This window comes from Fictibacillus nanhaiensis (assembly GCF_042686385.1).
Taxonomy (GTDB): Bacteria; Bacillota; Bacilli; order Bacillales; family Fictibacillaceae; genus Fictibacillus; species Fictibacillus nanhaiensis.
The window spans coordinates 171,241-187,048 of sequence record NZ_JBHUPF010000005.1; the positions used below are offsets into that span (position 1 = coordinate 171,241).

Consider the following 15,808-nt stretch of genomic DNA (forward strand, 5'->3'; position numbering starts at 1 on the left):
CTTCCTTTATCTTATAGAGTTCCGTTCGCGTTTTTATATAGCAAACGCCGTTCTTTCCTTAGTGGCGCACCTTTAAAGAGTGCTTCTTCCTCTTCTGTCTCAGGAATGACACTTGCTACAGGAAACGGCTTACCGTTTTGATCAATGGCGACCATCGTTAAGATCGATGTGGTATTCAGCGTTCTATTTCCCGTCTCTAGATTTTGACACTCTACTTTTACGTAAACTTCCATTGATGTTCTTCCAGTTGAGATGACTACACCTTCTAATATGAGGATGTCTCCCACTTTAGCTGACGATAAGAAGTTTACATTATCAATGGAGGCGGTGACAACGACTTTCTTGCTATGCTTCATGGCGGCGATCGCTGCGATCTCATCAATGTAAGATAAAACGGTACCACCAAAGATCGTGCCCATGTGATTCGTATCAGGGGGCAATACCAACTTTGTTTGAATCGTTCTCGAAATGTTTGCTGATAGCTGCTGTTCCATACCATTCCCTCTTTCTGAAGCTTGAAAGCTCCCCTTGTTTTGAGGGAGTTAGTGAACAAAGAAAAATACCCATCACAAAAGACGGGTACGTAAGAATACATAACAGAATCAATGATCTATTAAATATCCCTCGTCCTATCTTCCCAACTCCCGAAGAAGATCAACACTATAAAGATGGCAGGTCTCCTGACTCGTGCATCAGCCTACTCTAAGCCCTTCCCGTCAGATTGACAGTGGTTTTGCTTATTTCGTCAGCACTTACAGTTGCGGGTACAGTTCTGGTCTTACACCAGATTCCCTATTAAGTCTGTAACAGACACCATAATTATCGGATCTTATGAAATTTTGAATCTATCTTATTGTACCACTAACAATTTTTACTTTTTACAAAACCTTTTAACCTTCTTCATATGACGTTTAAAATCCCCTGCTATGCTTATCTCAAAAGACTGGGGAGGTTTTCAGATGATACGTCCAACAGCATTAATCCTTACCGCTAACTATGGCAGCGGCCATGTTCAAGTCGCTAACGTCCTCGCTGAAGAACTAAAAAATAAAGGATTTCAACCTGTCTTATCAGATTTATTTGGGGAAGCTCACCCTATCATGTCCCAAGTCACACAATCCATATTTATCAAAAGCTTTTCACACGGCTCTTCTTTTTATAAATGGTTCTATTATGGAACAAACAAGTTGAATGCAAATACGATTACACAATTTTCACGGTATTTAGGAAGAAAAAGATTCTTAGAATTGATCAATGAACACCAACCCCGTTTTGTGATAACAACCTTTCCCCTTCATGCTGCTCCATTTCTTATAAAAAAATCACGGTTCAATATTCCCATCTATACCGTGATCACAGATTATTTCGCTCATCCTTTTTGGATCAATCCATCGATTGATCGCTATTTTGTTGCATCCGATTCAGTTAAAAACGGATTGATCAAACACGGTGTGGATAAAAATAAAATTACAGTCAGTGGCATCCCGATCCGTGCAGACTTTTACCGTCCGATTATTAAAGAAGAAGTGTTTACTGAATACGGAGTTACGCCAAGTAGTCGTGTAGTTACGATTTTAGCTGGTGCTCAAGGTGTGTTGAAAAACGTTAAGGTGCTCGCACAGCGTTTGCTGAAAGATCCATCATTGCGGGTAATTGTCGTTTGTGGTAAGAACAAAACGTTGTACGAAAAGTTAAAACCGCTTGCTGAACAATATTCAGACTCATTCCGATTATTTGGTTACGTAGAGAAGCTTCATGAGATTTTAAAGATCTCACATTGCGTAGTAACAAAGCCAGGAGGAATCTCTATTACTGAGGCAGCCGCAGTAAGAGTCCCCCTCCTCCTTTATAAGCCAGTTCCTGGTCAAGAAGGAGAAAATGCTAAGTATTTTGAAGAAAAAGGCGCTGCATTTGTCGTTCATACAGTAGACGAAATTGCGGGAAATGTTCAGAAGTTATTTGATAACGAAGCTTTGCTGAGTAGCATGCAGAGAAGTTTAGAGCTCATCCACCATTCTCACTCTTCCTCATTAATTGCTGATTATGCTATGGAAGAAGTACAAGAGCTGTCTCAAGTTACACGTTAGGTTTTTTAATGGATACAACATCTCAGCCATTCAAGTGCTCTCAAACCTGCTTCACACTTATACCCAAGGGGGTATAATGACTGCTCTTTCAAGGACTTTTTGAAATAATCCTAGAAATACCGGATTTATTCCGGCGAATTTCGCCCATAAATCGGCGAGTCGACATACCTCGACAAGTACAAATTAGCCCTATCCTCCTCAATCTCGCAAAGCAAAGTTAACTTATTCAAGGGTTCATGCTTTAATACACACTCCAAACAACAAATAAACGGGCAAAATCGCTATTATCTGCGATTCTGCCCGTTCTATAAAACTTCAATCTTCCTTAGCACCATCTTCCGCAATCGCGCGAAGGTCAGCATAGAAAAAATCATCATTGCATAATGGAGAGTGTTCCTTTTTATCATAGCTCTCAAGAATTTCCTTCAGTTCACCAGTATCACCTTTTGCATTCATGATCTCTACTAACTCATTCATTCCGTCTGATGTTTCTTCATCGATTCGTTCTTCATTCTTATCCTTCATATCTTTCCCTCCTATACGTTGTTAGCTTCCCCACCCAGGAAAATTTTACACAAAAAACAAAAAAGCCCCTAACATACGCCAGGGACTTCAATGGTTATTATTATCTTAAAAATAAATTAGCTTACGGAAATGGTATCCGTCTCTTTATTGTTGCTGTTGGTTCCTCTATTCTTCACGATTTCTGCATAACGGTATGCGCTATCTTTCCAGATTCGCTCTTGAGAATCAAAGTCTACATAGATGATTCCAAATCGTTTGTCATAGCCGAAGCTCCACTCAAAGTTATCCATGAGAGACCATAGGTAGTAGCCCTCAATATTCATGCCTTCATCATTCAGATCAGAGACCGCTTGAAGATGCTTTTCGATATAGTCAACACGGCCTTGATCGTGGACGCGTCCGTTCTCTAGCACGTCATCAAAAGCTGCACCATTTTCTGTAATATAGATAGGAAGATCCGTATACTCTTTTCTCAGCCTTCTAATGAGATCCTTAAACTCTTCTGGCGCGATATCCCATCCCATGCCGGTTTTCTCATAATCAGAATGAGCCCCTCTATGTAAGAAGTCATTCGCAGCAGAGAATTCAACAATGCCTCGGCTATAATAGTTGATGCCAAAGAAATCACAAGAAGTTGAGATGATCTCCATATCTCCTGCTTTAATAAAATCATATGAATGAACATATTTAGAGAACAAGTTCATCATATCAACAGGATACTGTCCTTTAAAAACAGGATCTAAGAACCAGCGATTTGAATAACCGTCAGCATTATTCGCTGCCAGCTGATCATTCACAGAATCTGTTTTTGCATAGATCGGTGATAGGTTTAACGTGATACCGATCGGCGTTTTGGATTGAAGCTCGTTCTTCAAATATTGTACAGCTTTTCCGTGAGATAGAAGCATATGGTGTACCGCTTTAACGGCTTCGTCCATGTTCGTATGTCCTGGTGCATGAAATCCTTGATGGTAACCTAGGAAACCGGCACACCACGGCTCGTTATGCGTAATCCAAGAATCTACCTCTGCATCAAGCTCTTGGAAGCAAACTTCCGCTAACTCCATAAACCAATCGACTGACTCACGGTTCACCCATCCGCCTTCCTCATGTGCCCATAGAGGAAGATCCCAGTGATAAAGCGTGATCGCAGGTTTGATTCCTTCTTCACGTAAACGCTGCGTCAATTTTTTGTAGAAGTCCATTCCCTCTGCATTCAACACGCCTTTTTCTGGAAAAATACGTGGCCATGAAACGGAGAAGCGATACGTCTCTACGCCAAGCTTTTTAATCTGCTGAATATCTTCTTCAAAACGGTAATAATGATCACACGCTACACTTCCATTATGCTGTTGATATACTTTTCCAGGCGTATCACAGAACGTATCCCAGATTGAAAGTGTTCTTCCGCCTTCAAGACGAGCTCCCTCAATTTGATAAGAAGATGTTGCTGTACCAAACACGAATGACTTATTAAAATGCATAACTGTTTCTCTCCTCTATTCTTTGATAGAACCTGCTGAAATGCTGTTGACGATATATTTTGATAAAAATAGGAAAGCTATCATAATCGGTACTACTGAGATCGCGATCCCTAAGTACATGGAACCTAAGTTTTGAGCTACTTGTGAACCTTTTAAGAAGCCCATCAACACAGGAAGCGTGAACTTTTCAGGTGAGAACAATACAACTAACGGCATGATGTAGTTGTTCCATGACCCGATAAACGTAAAGATCGACATGGTCGCGATCGCTGGCATCATGATTGGAATCGCAATCGTATGAAAGATTTTAAATTCACTCGCACCATCAATTCGTGCTGCCTCAATCAAACTTGGATGCAGTGTTGTCAGAATATATTGGCGCAAAAAGAAAACCACGAAAGGACTTGCTGCTGCCGGGATGATTAACGGAATATACGTATCTAATATCCCTAAGTTTTTACAAAGTTCATAAAATCCGATTAACCCTAACTGGCCTGGGACCATCATCATCACTAACATGAAAACGAACATGGCATTCTTACCTTTAAACACGTAGAACGCAAATCCGTAAGCTGTTAACGCTGAAAAGTAACCTGATAACAACGTTACAAGTACGGAGATGATTAAGCTGTTCTTAAAACCCGCCCAAATATTGATATAACTCATCATCGTTTGATAGTTTTCAACGATTGCACTACCGGGAAGCAGTGTGAAACCTGAAAGAATTGCTTCATTTGAGCGTGTAGCATTCACAAGCATCATTAAGAACGGGATGAAGCATATGATGGCCATAGCGATCAATACAGCATAGATTAAAAGTTTTGGTATGCTGATTTTCCGTTTCGGTTTTGTTTCTATAACACTTTTCTTTTGTACAGAATTTGAAAGGCTATTATCTACGGCTGTTTTTCCTATCATGCTTTACACCTGCCTTGGTTGTTTACGTTCTTTCCCATACATCCCTTTGAAAATAAAAGCAGAGAAGATGAGCGTTATAACAAATAATCCGTATGCGACTGCAGCAGCATATCCGTAGTTGTTATACTTGAAGGCTTGATTGTATAAATAGAGCACCATCGTATTCAATGAGCCATCTGGTGATCCTATTCCATCTGTTAAAAGCATCGGTAGATCAAACAATTGAAGACCTCCAATGAGCGAGGTAATCATGATATAAAGCAGGATAGGCTTTAAGAGCGGAATCGTAATCTTAGAAAACGTCTGCCAGCGATTTGCACCATCGATCAATGCTGCTTCGTAGTAGTCTTTCGATATACCTGATACACCTGCCATCACAACGATAAAAGAGTGGCCAAACCACATCCACGTTAGAATCAATGAGATGGATAACTGTGCACTCGTTGGCTCGTTTAGCCAGTTGATCGGATCTGAAATGATTCCTAGCTTCATTAACATCATGTTTAATGATCCGTGCTGCCAATCTAGTAAGATCCCGAACAATAGAGCAACCGAGCTGATCGTGATTAAATTCGGAAGATAAAAGATCGCTCGAAAAAATGCGATACCTTTTAACTTCACTCTCATATCTGAAAAGATCATAGCTAGGATAAGAGCAAGTCCCATCTGAAGCGCGAAGTTTACACCCCAAATCTTCCATGTGTTAAAGAAGGCTTCTACAAAATAAGTGTCTGTGAGGAGTCTTTTATAGTTTGCTAGACCTACTAATTGGGCCTCACCACTACCTGTATAATTGGTAAAACTATAATAAAAGGTTAGGGCGACCGGATATATACTGAACACTAAGAAGACGAGCCAAAACGGAGCAATAAAAAAATAGCCATAACGGTTTAAATTTTTCATCTCTCCTCCCCCTTTCAATAGATAGGCCAGTGGCGAGGAAATGTTTCCCGCCACCGTCCATAAAACTTATTTTTTCGGTACTTTTATGTCTGGATATGCATTTTGTGCTTTTTGGTAGAACTCTTTAATCGCTTCTTTTTTCGATTTCTTACCTGTTACATATTGCTGCACGGCATTTCCGTATAACGTATCTAACTGTTGATCGTACTTCGTTACGATTCCAGGTGTAATCTTAGTAGATTGATCTAGGAAAAATTGATAGTTGTTCTGTCCGCCTAAGAATTTGTCACTAAAGTCATCTTTAATAGAATCGGTTACTGGTAGATAAGAGAGAACATCTCCTGTTTCTTTACTCCAAGATGTTAAGAACTCATCATCCTGCGTCATCATTTTTACAAATTTATAAGCAAGTTCTTTATTATCTGATTTGTTGTATACACCAAGCCATGTGCCACCCCAGAAATAAGGACTTGGACCACTCGTTACCGCCCAGTCTCCAACAGATTCCTTAACATTGGTTTTTAGGACGCTATGTAATCCCCATGTAGGAAGAACATATGAAAACACTTGTGTTTCTTTTTCCTTGCCGCCCTCTTTTACCTTGATCGGCTTATCCATGCCTTCGAACCAAGATGGTGACCATTCAGGTGCTAGAGCAGTGTATTGATTATCACGAAGTTTTTTCGAGTAATCCATGTACTCCATTTTTTCTTCTGTAAGCTGAAGCTCATTCTTGTCGTTTACCCAAGGTTGAGGATTATCTCCTTGCGTGAACCAACGAATTGCGCCTTCATCTGGAAACATGCTATAGCCTTTTGCCTTCATCTTTTCTGCTACTTCAAACACCTTATCCATCGAGCTCATCATCTCTCCAACTTGAGTTGGATCATCTGTTCCTAATACTTCCTTAGCAATACTTCGCTTATAATAGATGCCTCCAGGCGTTGTTTGCCAAGAGAGGGCACGTACATTTCCATCTTTATCTTTACCAAGGTCAAATACATAAGGCACATACTTATCAGAAAGTTTATCAGCGTTATAAGGCTTCTCAGATAAGTTCTCCCAATAACCTGCATCTACCCATTGTTTTAAGAATGCGATCTCACCCGTGAATACGTCAGGTGCTCCAACACCGCTTTCAAGTACTGGCTTTAACTTTGTTGGGTAGTCAGCAATCGGAACGATCGTTAACTCCACTTTCACACCGTTCTTTTCCTCAAATGTCTTAATTGGTTTCTTCAGTTCATCTGTAAACGACCAGATTCTTAAATCAACATCTTTTTTTCCATTACCTGATGTCTTTGAATCACTTGAACAACCTGCAAATAATCCCACCAACAATATAGCTACCAAAAACATACTTAATTTCCTTTTCATGTACAAACCCCTTCCTTCTTTAAAGTTTATAGAGCGAAAGCGCTTTCGATTTGTTTCAAAATAAATATTCGAAACCGCTTTCGAATTATACTAAAAAAATTTTTATTTTTTGGGTGCGCATGATTCGCGAATGATTAGTTCAACTGGTATGCGCTTGGATGTAATCAATTTTTTCTTTTGTATAATCTGTTTCATCAACAACTTTGCAGCTTGATAACCAATCATATCGGTATCTTGCTTTATCGTCGTTAACTTTGGTGTAATGTATGCAGCCATCTCAATGTCATCATAGCCGATGATTGAAATATCTTCAGGAACGCATAAACCCTTTTCTTTTATGGCTTCAATGGCACCGATTGCCATATGATCTCCTGCAACAAATACCGCTGAGGGTACATCTTCTAGCATCAATAATTTCTCCATTGCTACTCTTCCTTCATCGATGGAGAACAATCCACCATTGATCAGATAGCCATCTTGAATGGGCAGTTCCAACTCATCCATCGCCTTTTTAAACCCTTTTATTCTCTCAGCTCCTGCATCCGTTAAAGCATCGCCAGCGATATGAGCGATCTTTGTATGACCAAGTGAATGCAAGTAGTTTACTGCGAGCTTTCCACCTTCAATATTATCCGAAAAGACAAGACTGCAGTTCTGTTTGTTCATATCTATAACAACGATAGGAATCGTGCTGTTTATCATCTCTTGTACTTGCGGATCTTGTGGATCACTACAGATCACTACAATGCCATCTACGGCACGGTAAGAAAAGTGTTCCAAATAGCTGATATCGCGATTACGCAGATTTCTTGAAGCGAAGATCAGATCATATCCCTCTCGTTCTGCATTCTTTCTGAAACTTTCTATTATCGCACTAAAGAAGGGATGTTTCATTCCTACTTCATTCGACTCAGAAAACATCACACCAATCGTCCAAGATTTTTTTGTTGAAAGCGATTGAGCATGCGCATTAGGCAGATATCCCATTTCTTCAACTGCTTGCAGGATTTTCTGCTTCGTTTTTTCACTCACATCAGAATAATTATTGAGTGCTTTTGAGACGGTTGTCGTTGAAAAACCCGTCTTTTTTGCAATATCATAGATTGTAGCCATTGTTATCTCCTCTTTACCGAAAGCGCTTTCGTTAATTGAAATTATAACTGACACGAAAATAACTTTCAATACAAATTTTCTAACTTTTTTGAACAAAAAATTAAACCTGTTTAGTTTATATCCTAAACAGGTCTATCCTTAAACCACTGTTCTCTTTTTCATTTTGTTAACAAGTAGTATAAAAGCTTGTTTTAAATCTGTTTTAGACACTTTCTCATAATTGTCACCTATGCTCACTTCAAAGAAACAACGATTCTCACCATTCTCGCGAAGATGTCCTGTTAATCCAACTCCACTTTCACCATACGTGTCTGCCAAAATGCGTTCCATTTCACCCTTTTGTGCTTGGACATGAACATGAAACATGTTTGAAACAGGCGTTATCGGAAGTGTGCGTATACCTTCACACGCGTTATAAAGTGCTGCTAATTCCTTTGCACCCTCATAATACTCTTCCATTTTTCCAACTCGTTGATCGAAATAGAAATCCGCGCTTAAAATATATGGATAAAGACTGATCAAGTCACCGCCATGACGCCTTTTCCAAACCTTTGATGTCTCAGTAAAGTCTTTTGGCCCTGCTAAGATTGCACCTGCGACTCCACCAATCCCTTTGTAAAAAGAAACATATACACTATCAAAAAGTGCACAAACTTCAGCTGCAGTTGTATTATAAAATGGAAGAATTTCAAACAGCCTTGCTCCATCAAGATGAAGCTTAATTCCTTTCTCCCTACAGTAGTCGGAAATCCCCTGTAATTCTTCAAAAGTAGGCAGCTGTCCGCCAATTTCTCGTTGAGGAAGTTCCAGTAATAAACAAGAAATGTCTTCCTTCATATTTACCACATCATCGAGCTTGATGATTTTATTTGGATCAGCAAGCAGCACAGGTTCAATATGGTGAAGTTCTTTCAAACCATCTTCTTCGTGAATTTCCAAGTGACATAAGGGATGATACGCAACCTTTCGAATTCCCTTTTCATCACACCAAATGCGCATGGCAATCTGTTGGGCCATCGTCCCACTCGGGAAAAATACAGCGGATTCTTTGCCTAAATAAGCAGCCATCTTCTCTTGAAAACGATCAATGATGTGACCACTGCCATACATATCACTTTCTTCCTGCCCTGTTTGGTTTGTGAAAGAATCTAACAGAACAGACACATCTCTTTTTCCATGTCCGGTTACTTGATATTTCGCATTCTTATAGGCGTCTAATAATGTGTTTTGCTTTTCCAACATAACAAGCTCCCCTCTATTCGTTTATCCAGCTAATATTCCCATTTATCTCAATATCGTTAGGTACTTTTAAAAGAATAAAATCACGGCCGATCACAGAGCTTCGATTTTCTTGACTAAAGTGTTGACCTTTAGAGAACTGACTGTATGCAAAGCCTGGTGAAAACCTTGAGAAGCTAACTGTCACTAAAGCTGGATTATTTACGGTTAGCTTTTGTCCGTTCAGTAAAAGCTCTGGCGGATGCAATTTGTCTGTGAAATCTACGCCATCAATATAAGATTTCCCTACATGATACGTAGCCTCAATCTCACCATCATTTTCGCTTTTCCGCTCAGCAAAAACACTCATGATGCCTGTTTCTCCCTCTGTTAAAACAATGTCTAACGACTTTTCATCAAAAGGAAAAGACCACTTTTTCTTTTCAGAAAAAGATTTATCTAGATCGACTAGATTTCCCGAATACAAATTGTCTATCGCTTTAGTTTGAGCGTCTTCTATTTTAGTCATTTCTGCAGCCGTAGCAACTTTTTGATCATTCTTGTAGTTTGGAAGGACGCTTAATGAAATCACTGTAGCAATCACTAGAATAATTGTATATCCGCCGAGGATCCAGCGAATATTTCTTGTTCCGAAGCTTACTTTAGTGTTTGATCTCATGATTCCAATTCCAAAAGCGACGATAATAAACACAATTAAAATTGGCAAGAAAGACATAATTATCATTTCCTTACCTCCATTCTGTTAGAAATCCCTAAGCTAGCCAGCAGTAAAATCGACGAGACGATAGCAACTTTGCAAATGAACAGAATAAATGAAGTTTCTTCTCCAAAAAAATTCGTAACATTTACAAATAATGTCGGATTGCCACCTATTCCATCCAAGATTAAGCCGCCAAACAAAATGGTCGGAATAATTAAGAGAAAGCCTTTATGCAGCTGAACTAAAATTCCAAAAAGATATCCTGCGCTAGCAAACAGAAAAATATAAAGAATGGAAGTAATCATTCCCATGAGGAATTCAGTAAACGATAAAGAATCAACGATTATTGAATAATTATCTTTGAAGTAAAACGCTAAGATCTGGAACAGATGAGTAGAAAGATAAACCGTTATGCCCGCAAAAATACTAGCGGATAAGAGAAATAGAATGTTAGAAACTTGGCTGATTGTACGGTTCGTGACAAAAGAAAAATCATCATAACGATACGCTCTCGTCGTTATAATGATGGCTGTTATGAACGCCCAAATCATCATAAAAACGAGAATGATATCACTCGTGTAATAGTAAAATTCATAGCTTATTGAATTTGAGGTGCCACCCCCCATCCCCGTACCATTAAAAGAAAAAAGAATGGCAAGCAGCTGGATCACGATTAACGACGTAAACACACTGAAGTATGATTTCAGCTTATAGCGGTATTGTTTCCTCACGATGTCCCAAGCCTTAACCTCTGCTAAATACATGATCGATTCCCCCTTTTGTTTTACTTGTTAAATAACTGCAAATATCTTCTGCAGAAACTGGAGTAATTTCTAATTCCAGCTGTCTAGCATCCTCTAACTCTTTTATTGAACGATCGTTTCTTATGACGGCGTAAGACATATTTGCGCCGATCTCTTGCATGGAAATGAGTTCCATCTTCTCTGTCCATGATGCCACGCCAACCGTCTTTCCTCTCACGCCAATTGCGTACTCTTTTAACTGATCGATGGGTAAGTGAAGACACTTTTCACCAGACTTAATGAGCAGAACTTCTTCTAACAGATCTTCTACTTCATCTAACAGATGGCTAGAAAGAATAATGGTTCTTGGATAGGCGATGTATTCTTTTAATAATGCTCGGTAGAAGTCCTTACGAGTTGCAGAATCCATTCCGCTTGTTGGCTCATCCATGATTGTCAGTGGGCAACGTGCAGCTAAACCAACGATCATATTAAACGTGCTCTTCATCCCCTTTGAGAGATTTCCATGATATTGTTTAGGGTTAAAAGAAAAATAATCAAATAATTTTAAAGCTAAGTCGTGGTTCCAATTTGGGTAAAAACTTCCCGCTGTTTCGAGCAGTTCTTTTAATGTTAACCCTTGTGAGAAACTCATCTCGTTATCGATGAAGACTGTATTTGCAGAAACCTTTAAATTATTGAACGGATTTTCAGAGAATACTTGTATGTCACCCGAAGAATGATGAAGATAACCAGCAATTATTTTTAATAATGTTGTTTTACCTGCTCCGTTTCTTCCAATCAAACCGGTAATCTTGTTCTCGGCTATTGTGCAGTTCATATTTTGAAGTGCTTTGGATCGACCATATTGTTTAGTCAGGTCATGACAAACGACAACATTCATGATTGCTCCTCCTTTATTCTTTGGTGCATATCCCTGATCATCGTTACTAGTTCTTCTTCTTCGACTTGTAGCTGTACAGCTTCTTGCGCTAACTCGGTAACAAGTGAATGCAGCTTAGAACTTTTTCTTTTACCGAGGATAATTTTTCTTGCATCCGCTGCAACAAACATCCCTAATCCCCTTTTCTTATAAAGAACGTTATCGTCTGCTAGCAAATTTATGCCTTTACCAGCGGTAGCTGGATTTACATTAAACATCTCAGCTAGTTGATATTGCGAATATATTTTTTCATCTGCTGAAATCGATTCGTTCAAGATCTCGTTCTCGAGCCATTCTGAGATTTGAACATAAATCGGTTTCATACTATCAGCATTTAGCAGCAAATGTACCTCACCTCCAACTTACCACTATAGTACATTACATATGTAATGTACTATATATTTCCAATATATGCAATATGTTGTTTAGGATGACATAAAAAAACAATCTCCTGTATATGGAGACTGTCAGAGGGTCAGATTATTTAGTTCTTCTCGTTATAATTTCTTCACTCATCATAGAGTATAAATTTTCTACACCATCATGAGTAGCTTCAAAACAAAACGCATCTTCTTCTTTAATACCCAGATTTTCCGCTTCGGCTATAACGTCAATATTTGCACCCATAAAAATAAATTCCCAATTATATTTCTCTTGCTGATGTTCAATAAGCTTCTTTACTTTTTCGTGTGTAAATTCAGAGCTGGCGTTTTCCATTCCATCTGTCGTAATAACAAAGATCACTTTACCTGGTCTATCGTTTTGTTCAGTACGTGATAGCCTGTAGCCCACATCCAAAATGGTTTTGCCCACAGCATCCAAAAGCGCTGTAGTTCCACGTACAAAATAATCCTCGCTCGTTAACTGGACTTGTTCTGCTGGTACACCGTTCCATAGAATTTCATACTGATCATCAAATAAAACGGTCGTAAGAAGTGTTTTTCCCTTCCTTTCAACTTGCCTCGCAACAAACGAGTTAAATCCTCCAATCGTGTCCTTCTCCAGCCCTGACATCGAACCGCTTCGATCAAGCAAAAATACGATTTCTGTTACATTTTTGTTCACTCATAACCATCTCCCAACATTTGTCATGCTATAATTATAGCTAGAGTGATTCAGCAAATGGTCGCCTGTGAAGCGACATTTTAGGAGGTGGTCGGATATGCTTGATCAAAAGCTTTTATTAGAATTAGAAAGCTACCTGAATGATTATTTCATAATGGAATTAGAAGTTTGTCATTCTCCCAAAATGATGGAGGAATGTTTAGAAGAAAACAGTCTCCGCTTTGAGTTAGATGCGTTTATTCATCACAACAAAAAGCCCACGCTGCAGGAAAAACTTTTTCAACTGATCGATGAAAAAGGTGTAACGGACGCAGAAATTTATAAGAAAGCTGGCTTAGATAGAAAGCATTTTTCTAAGATTCGCTCTAAATCAGATTACCGACCAAGAAAAAATACGATACTTGCGCTAGCTTTGGGTTTGGAATTGAACGAAGAGGATACAGAAGAGCTTCTGGAAAGTGCAGGATACTCTCTATCTCACAGCGATACAAACGACTTAATCTTTAAATTTTTTATTAACAAAAAAGTCTATGATATAGATGCTGTCAATGAGTACTTGGTGTATTTCAGCTTAAAGCCAATTGGGAGTACTTTGTAAGAAAAGACAACTCAGTTATGAACTGCATCCCCATTGGTAGAAACAACTAACAATTAGAGATGTATTTCATTGACAAAGTCTTCTTCTTTTTTATTCGATGGCTCCCGAGACATCATATAGGCTGATGTCGATCTCGGCTTCCTGATGCAGTGCTAATGAAGCAAGTTCCCTGCCTAGATATGGACCGCTCGTCAGCCCCGATGCACCGAGGCCATTGGCAACCAGTACATTTTTATAATGGGGCAATGCCCCTATAACTGGAAGAAATCCCGGTGTAAAAGGTCGGAAGCCTACTCTCGTCTCAAGAAGTGATCCTTCTGATAGGCCAGGCGCGACAGCTAAGGTTTTTGAGAGTATGTCATGAATACCGCCTGCCGTTACTCGATTATCAAAACCTGCCTCATCTTCATGTGTTGCTCCTACAACTACGCGATCATCAAAAGTGAGGATGTACTGATTTGTTGGCGGCATCACCACTGGCCAATCAGCTGTATCTGTTTTTGGCAACTTCAAGTGGATGATCTGTGCTTTTTGTGGGGTTACTTTAAAATTGATCCCAAGTGGCTTTAAAATCTCATTCGACCATGCTCCTGCCGTTATGACGATTTTATCAGCAAGGATTGTTTGGCCGTTAACAATAACACCAGAAACCTTGTTTCCTTCATGAAACAGGGCAGCATTACCATAGAGGATCTTCACTCCGTTTTTCTTAGCTCCATTCAACAGAGCATCACGCATCGCTCTTCCGTTTACACGAGCCCCGCCACTTACAAAGACCGAACCGAATTCGTCGGATAATGGTGGAAAGCGTTTCTTCGTTTCTTCAGGAGATAGAATCGTGACCTCACCAATTTCCGGTGCTTCTTCTCTACGTTTTAAAGCCCGCTCTGCCATTTTTTTAAGCTTCTCAGAATCTGTATGTAAACTCAGTGTTCCTACCCGTTTGTAACCCGTATCCGTTTCACCGTCTTCCTCGAGCATCTTGATGAGTTCTGGATAATACCTCGCTCCGCCTTTTGCTAACTGATACCAAGCTTTGTTACGGCGCTGAGATAGCCACGGACACACGATGCCAGCTGCTGCATCTGTCGCTTGTCCTCCATCTTTTCTATCAATTATTAGAACCTCTGCATCAGATTTACTAAGATGATAAGCCGTCGATGCTCCTAATATTCCGGATCCAATCACAATAATTTTTTTCATTTTTTAAACATCCCTACTATTCCTTAATATATGTATCTAACTATAGTATTTTCTTAAACAAAACTCAAAAAACCCTGACTCTTCATCAGGGTTTCTTAAAATGTTATTTATTTTATATCATCATTTCCCAACGTTCTTTCTCCGTTTTCTTTAACTGTTCTTCAACTTCTTGTGGATGAACGGTACGGAAATGGTGTTCCTCGGCCGGGATGATTTCAACCATTTTCTCGATCATGTCCTTTGGATCATATTGATTCTTCAGCTGTTCTTCTTGCTTCTTCATATCTTCTTTTTTTGTAAAATTCTTTTCGGGATCATACCATTTGTATTTTTCTTCGGCACTTCGATCATTGAAGCCTGTTGCATACGCACCTGGATTGATCGTTGCGACTTTCACTCCAAACTCTTGAAGTTCAGACTGCATCGTTTGAGCAATACCTTCAATCGCATGCTTTGTTGCTGTATATGGTCCAACATACGGTGTTGCTGATATACCTGCCATAGAACTCAAGAATATAATTTTCCCGCTTCGTTTCTCGACGAATTTTTTCGCTGCAGGCTGAACGGATGCCAGTGTGGCAAAAACGTTCACCTCAAATAGTGCACGAACGCGATCCATCGGAACTTCAGCTAATGGACCTCCTTCATTAATGGCTGCATTTGCTACAAAAATATCAAAATCATATTTCTCTATTTGTTCCAAATCTCGTTCATTTGTAATATCAAGTTTGAAAACATCTATATCAAGACCTAGATTCTTTGATTCTTCTAAAAGCGCTGTTTTTTGTGATGTCGTTTCAGTTGTAGCAATGATTGAATGCCCTTTTTTAGCGAGTCCTAACGCGGCACCTTTTCCTAATCCACTTCCTGCACCTGTTATAAAAATCGTTTTGCTCATTAAATAAGCCTC

General features: G+C 39.4%; 17 protein-coding genes and 1 riboswitch. Of the genes, 2 read left to right on the plus strand and 15 right to left on the minus strand.

The genetic code is table 11. The features are described from left to right. Positions 1-11 precede the first annotated feature (11 nt). Positions 12-494 (minus strand): acyl-CoA thioesterase, encoded by a 483-nt coding sequence (locus ACFS5O_RS03480; RefSeq protein ID WP_205724377.1) that lies wholly within the window; start codon positions 492-494, stop codon positions 12-14. Between the two features lie 159 nt (positions 495-653). Then, positions 654-833, minus strand: a riboswitch (cobalamin riboswitch). Positions 834-959: 126 nt separating this feature from the next. On the opposite strand from ACFS5O_RS03480, the gene ACFS5O_RS03485 reads away from it, so the two are divergent. Beyond that, entirely contained in the window at positions 960-2,087 is a 1,128-nt protein-coding gene (locus ACFS5O_RS03485; RefSeq protein ID WP_205724376.1) for an MGDG synthase family glycosyltransferase, read from the plus strand. 315 nt (positions 2,088-2,402) lie between these two features. On the opposite strand, the gene ACFS5O_RS03490 is transcribed toward ACFS5O_RS03485, so the two are convergent. From ACFS5O_RS03490 to ACFS5O_RS03545, 12 genes are all read right to left on the minus strand, one after another. Then, a complete protein-coding gene (locus ACFS5O_RS03490) occupies positions 2,403-2,612 on the minus strand; it encodes a hypothetical protein (protein WP_205724375.1) in 210 nt (69 codons plus the stop codon). A gap of 116 nt (positions 2,613-2,728) precedes the next feature. After that, entirely contained in the window at positions 2,729-4,096 is a 1,368-nt protein-coding gene (locus ACFS5O_RS03495; protein WP_205724374.1) for a GH1 family beta-glucosidase, read from the minus strand. A gap of 15 nt (positions 4,097-4,111) precedes the next feature. After that, positions 4,112-4,888 (minus strand): carbohydrate ABC transporter permease, encoded by a 777-nt coding sequence (locus ACFS5O_RS03500; protein ID WP_318300068.1) that lies wholly within the window; start codon positions 4,886-4,888, stop codon positions 4,112-4,114. Positions 4,889-5,017: 129 nt separating this feature from the next. After that, positions 5,018-5,917, minus strand: a complete 900-nt coding sequence (locus ACFS5O_RS03505; RefSeq protein WP_066390902.1) for a carbohydrate ABC transporter permease — start codon at positions 5,915-5,917, stop codon at positions 5,018-5,020. A gap of 66 nt (positions 5,918-5,983) precedes the next feature. Further along, entirely contained in the window at positions 5,984-7,294 is a 1,311-nt protein-coding gene (locus ACFS5O_RS03510) for an ABC transporter substrate-binding protein (RefSeq protein WP_205724372.1), read from the minus strand. Between the two features lie 102 nt (positions 7,295-7,396). Then, positions 7,397-8,407, minus strand: a complete 1,011-nt coding sequence (locus ACFS5O_RS03515) for a LacI family DNA-binding transcriptional regulator (RefSeq protein ID WP_205724371.1) — start codon at positions 8,405-8,407, stop codon at positions 7,397-7,399. 138 nt (positions 8,408-8,545) lie between these two features. Further along, on the minus strand, positions 8,546-9,646 hold the full coding sequence (locus tag ACFS5O_RS03520; protein ID WP_379838685.1) for a threonine aldolase family protein: 1,101 nt from the start codon (positions 9,644-9,646) through the stop codon (positions 8,546-8,548). 16 nt (positions 9,647-9,662) lie between these two features. Next, on the minus strand, positions 9,663-10,370 hold the full coding sequence (locus tag ACFS5O_RS03525) for a hypothetical protein (protein ID WP_205724369.1): 708 nt from the start codon (positions 10,368-10,370) through the stop codon (positions 9,663-9,665). Continuing rightward, the gene (locus ACFS5O_RS03530) at positions 10,367-11,110 is read right to left on the minus strand and encodes a hypothetical protein (RefSeq protein WP_205724368.1); all 744 of its coding nucleotides are present in this window, start codon (positions 11,108-11,110) and stop codon (positions 10,367-10,369) included. Before ACFS5O_RS03530 ends, ACFS5O_RS03525 begins: the two co-directional genes overlap by 4 nt. Then, on the minus strand, positions 11,091-11,993 hold the full coding sequence (locus ACFS5O_RS03535; RefSeq protein ID WP_205724367.1) for an ATP-binding cassette domain-containing protein: 903 nt from the start codon (positions 11,991-11,993) through the stop codon (positions 11,091-11,093). The genes ACFS5O_RS03530 and ACFS5O_RS03535 overlap by 20 nt, the downstream gene beginning before the upstream one ends. Further along, on the minus strand, positions 11,990-12,376 hold the full coding sequence (locus tag ACFS5O_RS03540) for a GntR family transcriptional regulator (RefSeq protein ID WP_191754432.1): 387 nt from the start codon (positions 12,374-12,376) through the stop codon (positions 11,990-11,992). Before ACFS5O_RS03540 ends, ACFS5O_RS03535 begins: the two co-directional genes overlap by 4 nt. 136 nt (positions 12,377-12,512) lie before the next feature. After that, the gene (locus ACFS5O_RS03545; protein WP_205724366.1) at positions 12,513-13,097 is read right to left on the minus strand and encodes a vWA domain-containing protein; all 585 of its coding nucleotides are present in this window, start codon (positions 13,095-13,097) and stop codon (positions 12,513-12,515) included. Between the two features lie 97 nt (positions 13,098-13,194). On the opposite strand from ACFS5O_RS03545, the gene ACFS5O_RS03550 reads away from it, so the two are divergent. Further along, on the plus strand, positions 13,195-13,695 hold the full coding sequence (locus tag ACFS5O_RS03550; protein WP_205724365.1) for a hypothetical protein: 501 nt from the start codon (positions 13,195-13,197) through the stop codon (positions 13,693-13,695). Positions 13,696-13,785: 90 nt separating this feature from the next. Here the strand turns inward: ACFS5O_RS03550 and ACFS5O_RS03555 are convergent, their stop codons facing one another. Together ACFS5O_RS03555 and ACFS5O_RS03560 are read right to left on the minus strand one after the other, a co-directional pair. Next, the gene (locus tag ACFS5O_RS03555) at positions 13,786-14,898 is read right to left on the minus strand and encodes an NAD(P)/FAD-dependent oxidoreductase (RefSeq protein WP_205724364.1); all 1,113 of its coding nucleotides are present in this window, start codon (positions 14,896-14,898) and stop codon (positions 13,786-13,788) included. A gap of 112 nt (positions 14,899-15,010) precedes the next feature. Beyond that, positions 15,011-15,796 (minus strand): SDR family oxidoreductase, encoded by a 786-nt coding sequence (locus tag ACFS5O_RS03560; protein WP_205724363.1) that lies wholly within the window; start codon positions 15,794-15,796, stop codon positions 15,011-15,013. Between the last annotated feature and the right edge of the window lie 12 nt (positions 15,797-15,808).

Excerpts from the sequence above, each read along its gene's own strand:
- ACFS5O_RS03480 (WP_205724377.1), bottom strand. The coding sequence starts at position 494 with ATGGAACAGCAGCTATCAGCAAACATTTCGAGAACGATTCAAACAAAG.
- ACFS5O_RS03560 (WP_205724363.1), bottom strand. The coding sequence starts at position 15,796 with ATGAGCAAAACGATTTTTATAACAGGTGCAGGAAGTGGATTAGGAAAA.
- ACFS5O_RS03550 (WP_205724365.1), top strand. The coding sequence starts at position 13,195 with ATGCTTGATCAAAAGCTTTTATTAGAATTAGAAAGCTACCTGAATGAT.
- ACFS5O_RS03535 (WP_205724367.1), bottom strand. The coding sequence starts at position 11,993 with ATGAATGTTGTCGTTTGTCATGACCTGACTAAACAATATGGTCGATCC.
- ACFS5O_RS03500 (WP_318300068.1), bottom strand. The coding sequence starts at position 4,888 with ATGGCCATCATATGCTTCATCCCGTTCTTAATGATGCTTGTGAATGCT.
- ACFS5O_RS03515 (WP_205724371.1), bottom strand. The coding sequence starts at position 8,407 with ATGGCTACAATCTATGATATTGCAAAAAAGACGGGTTTTTCAACGACA.
- ACFS5O_RS03530 (WP_205724368.1), bottom strand. The coding sequence starts at position 11,110 with ATGTATTTAGCAGAGGTTAAGGCTTGGGACATCGTGAGGAAACAATAC.
- ACFS5O_RS03485 (WP_205724376.1), top strand. The coding sequence starts at position 960 with ATGATACGTCCAACAGCATTAATCCTTACCGCTAACTATGGCAGCGGC.
- ACFS5O_RS03495 (WP_205724374.1), bottom strand. The coding sequence starts at position 4,096 with ATGCATTTTAATAAGTCATTCGTGTTTGGTACAGCAACATCTTCTTAT.
- ACFS5O_RS03525 (WP_205724369.1), bottom strand. The coding sequence starts at position 10,370 with ATGATAATTATGTCTTTCTTGCCAATTTTAATTGTGTTTATTATCGTC.
- ACFS5O_RS03505 (WP_066390902.1), bottom strand. The coding sequence starts at position 5,917 with ATGAAAAATTTAAACCGTTATGGCTATTTTTTTATTGCTCCGTTTTGG.
- ACFS5O_RS03555 (WP_205724364.1), bottom strand. The coding sequence starts at position 14,898 with ATGAAAAAAATTATTGTGATTGGATCCGGAATATTAGGAGCATCGACG.
- ACFS5O_RS03490 (WP_205724375.1), bottom strand. The coding sequence starts at position 2,612 with ATGAAGGATAAGAATGAAGAACGAATCGATGAAGAAACATCAGACGGA.
- ACFS5O_RS03510 (WP_205724372.1), bottom strand. The coding sequence starts at position 7,294 with ATGAAAAGGAAATTAAGTATGTTTTTGGTAGCTATATTGTTGGTGGGA.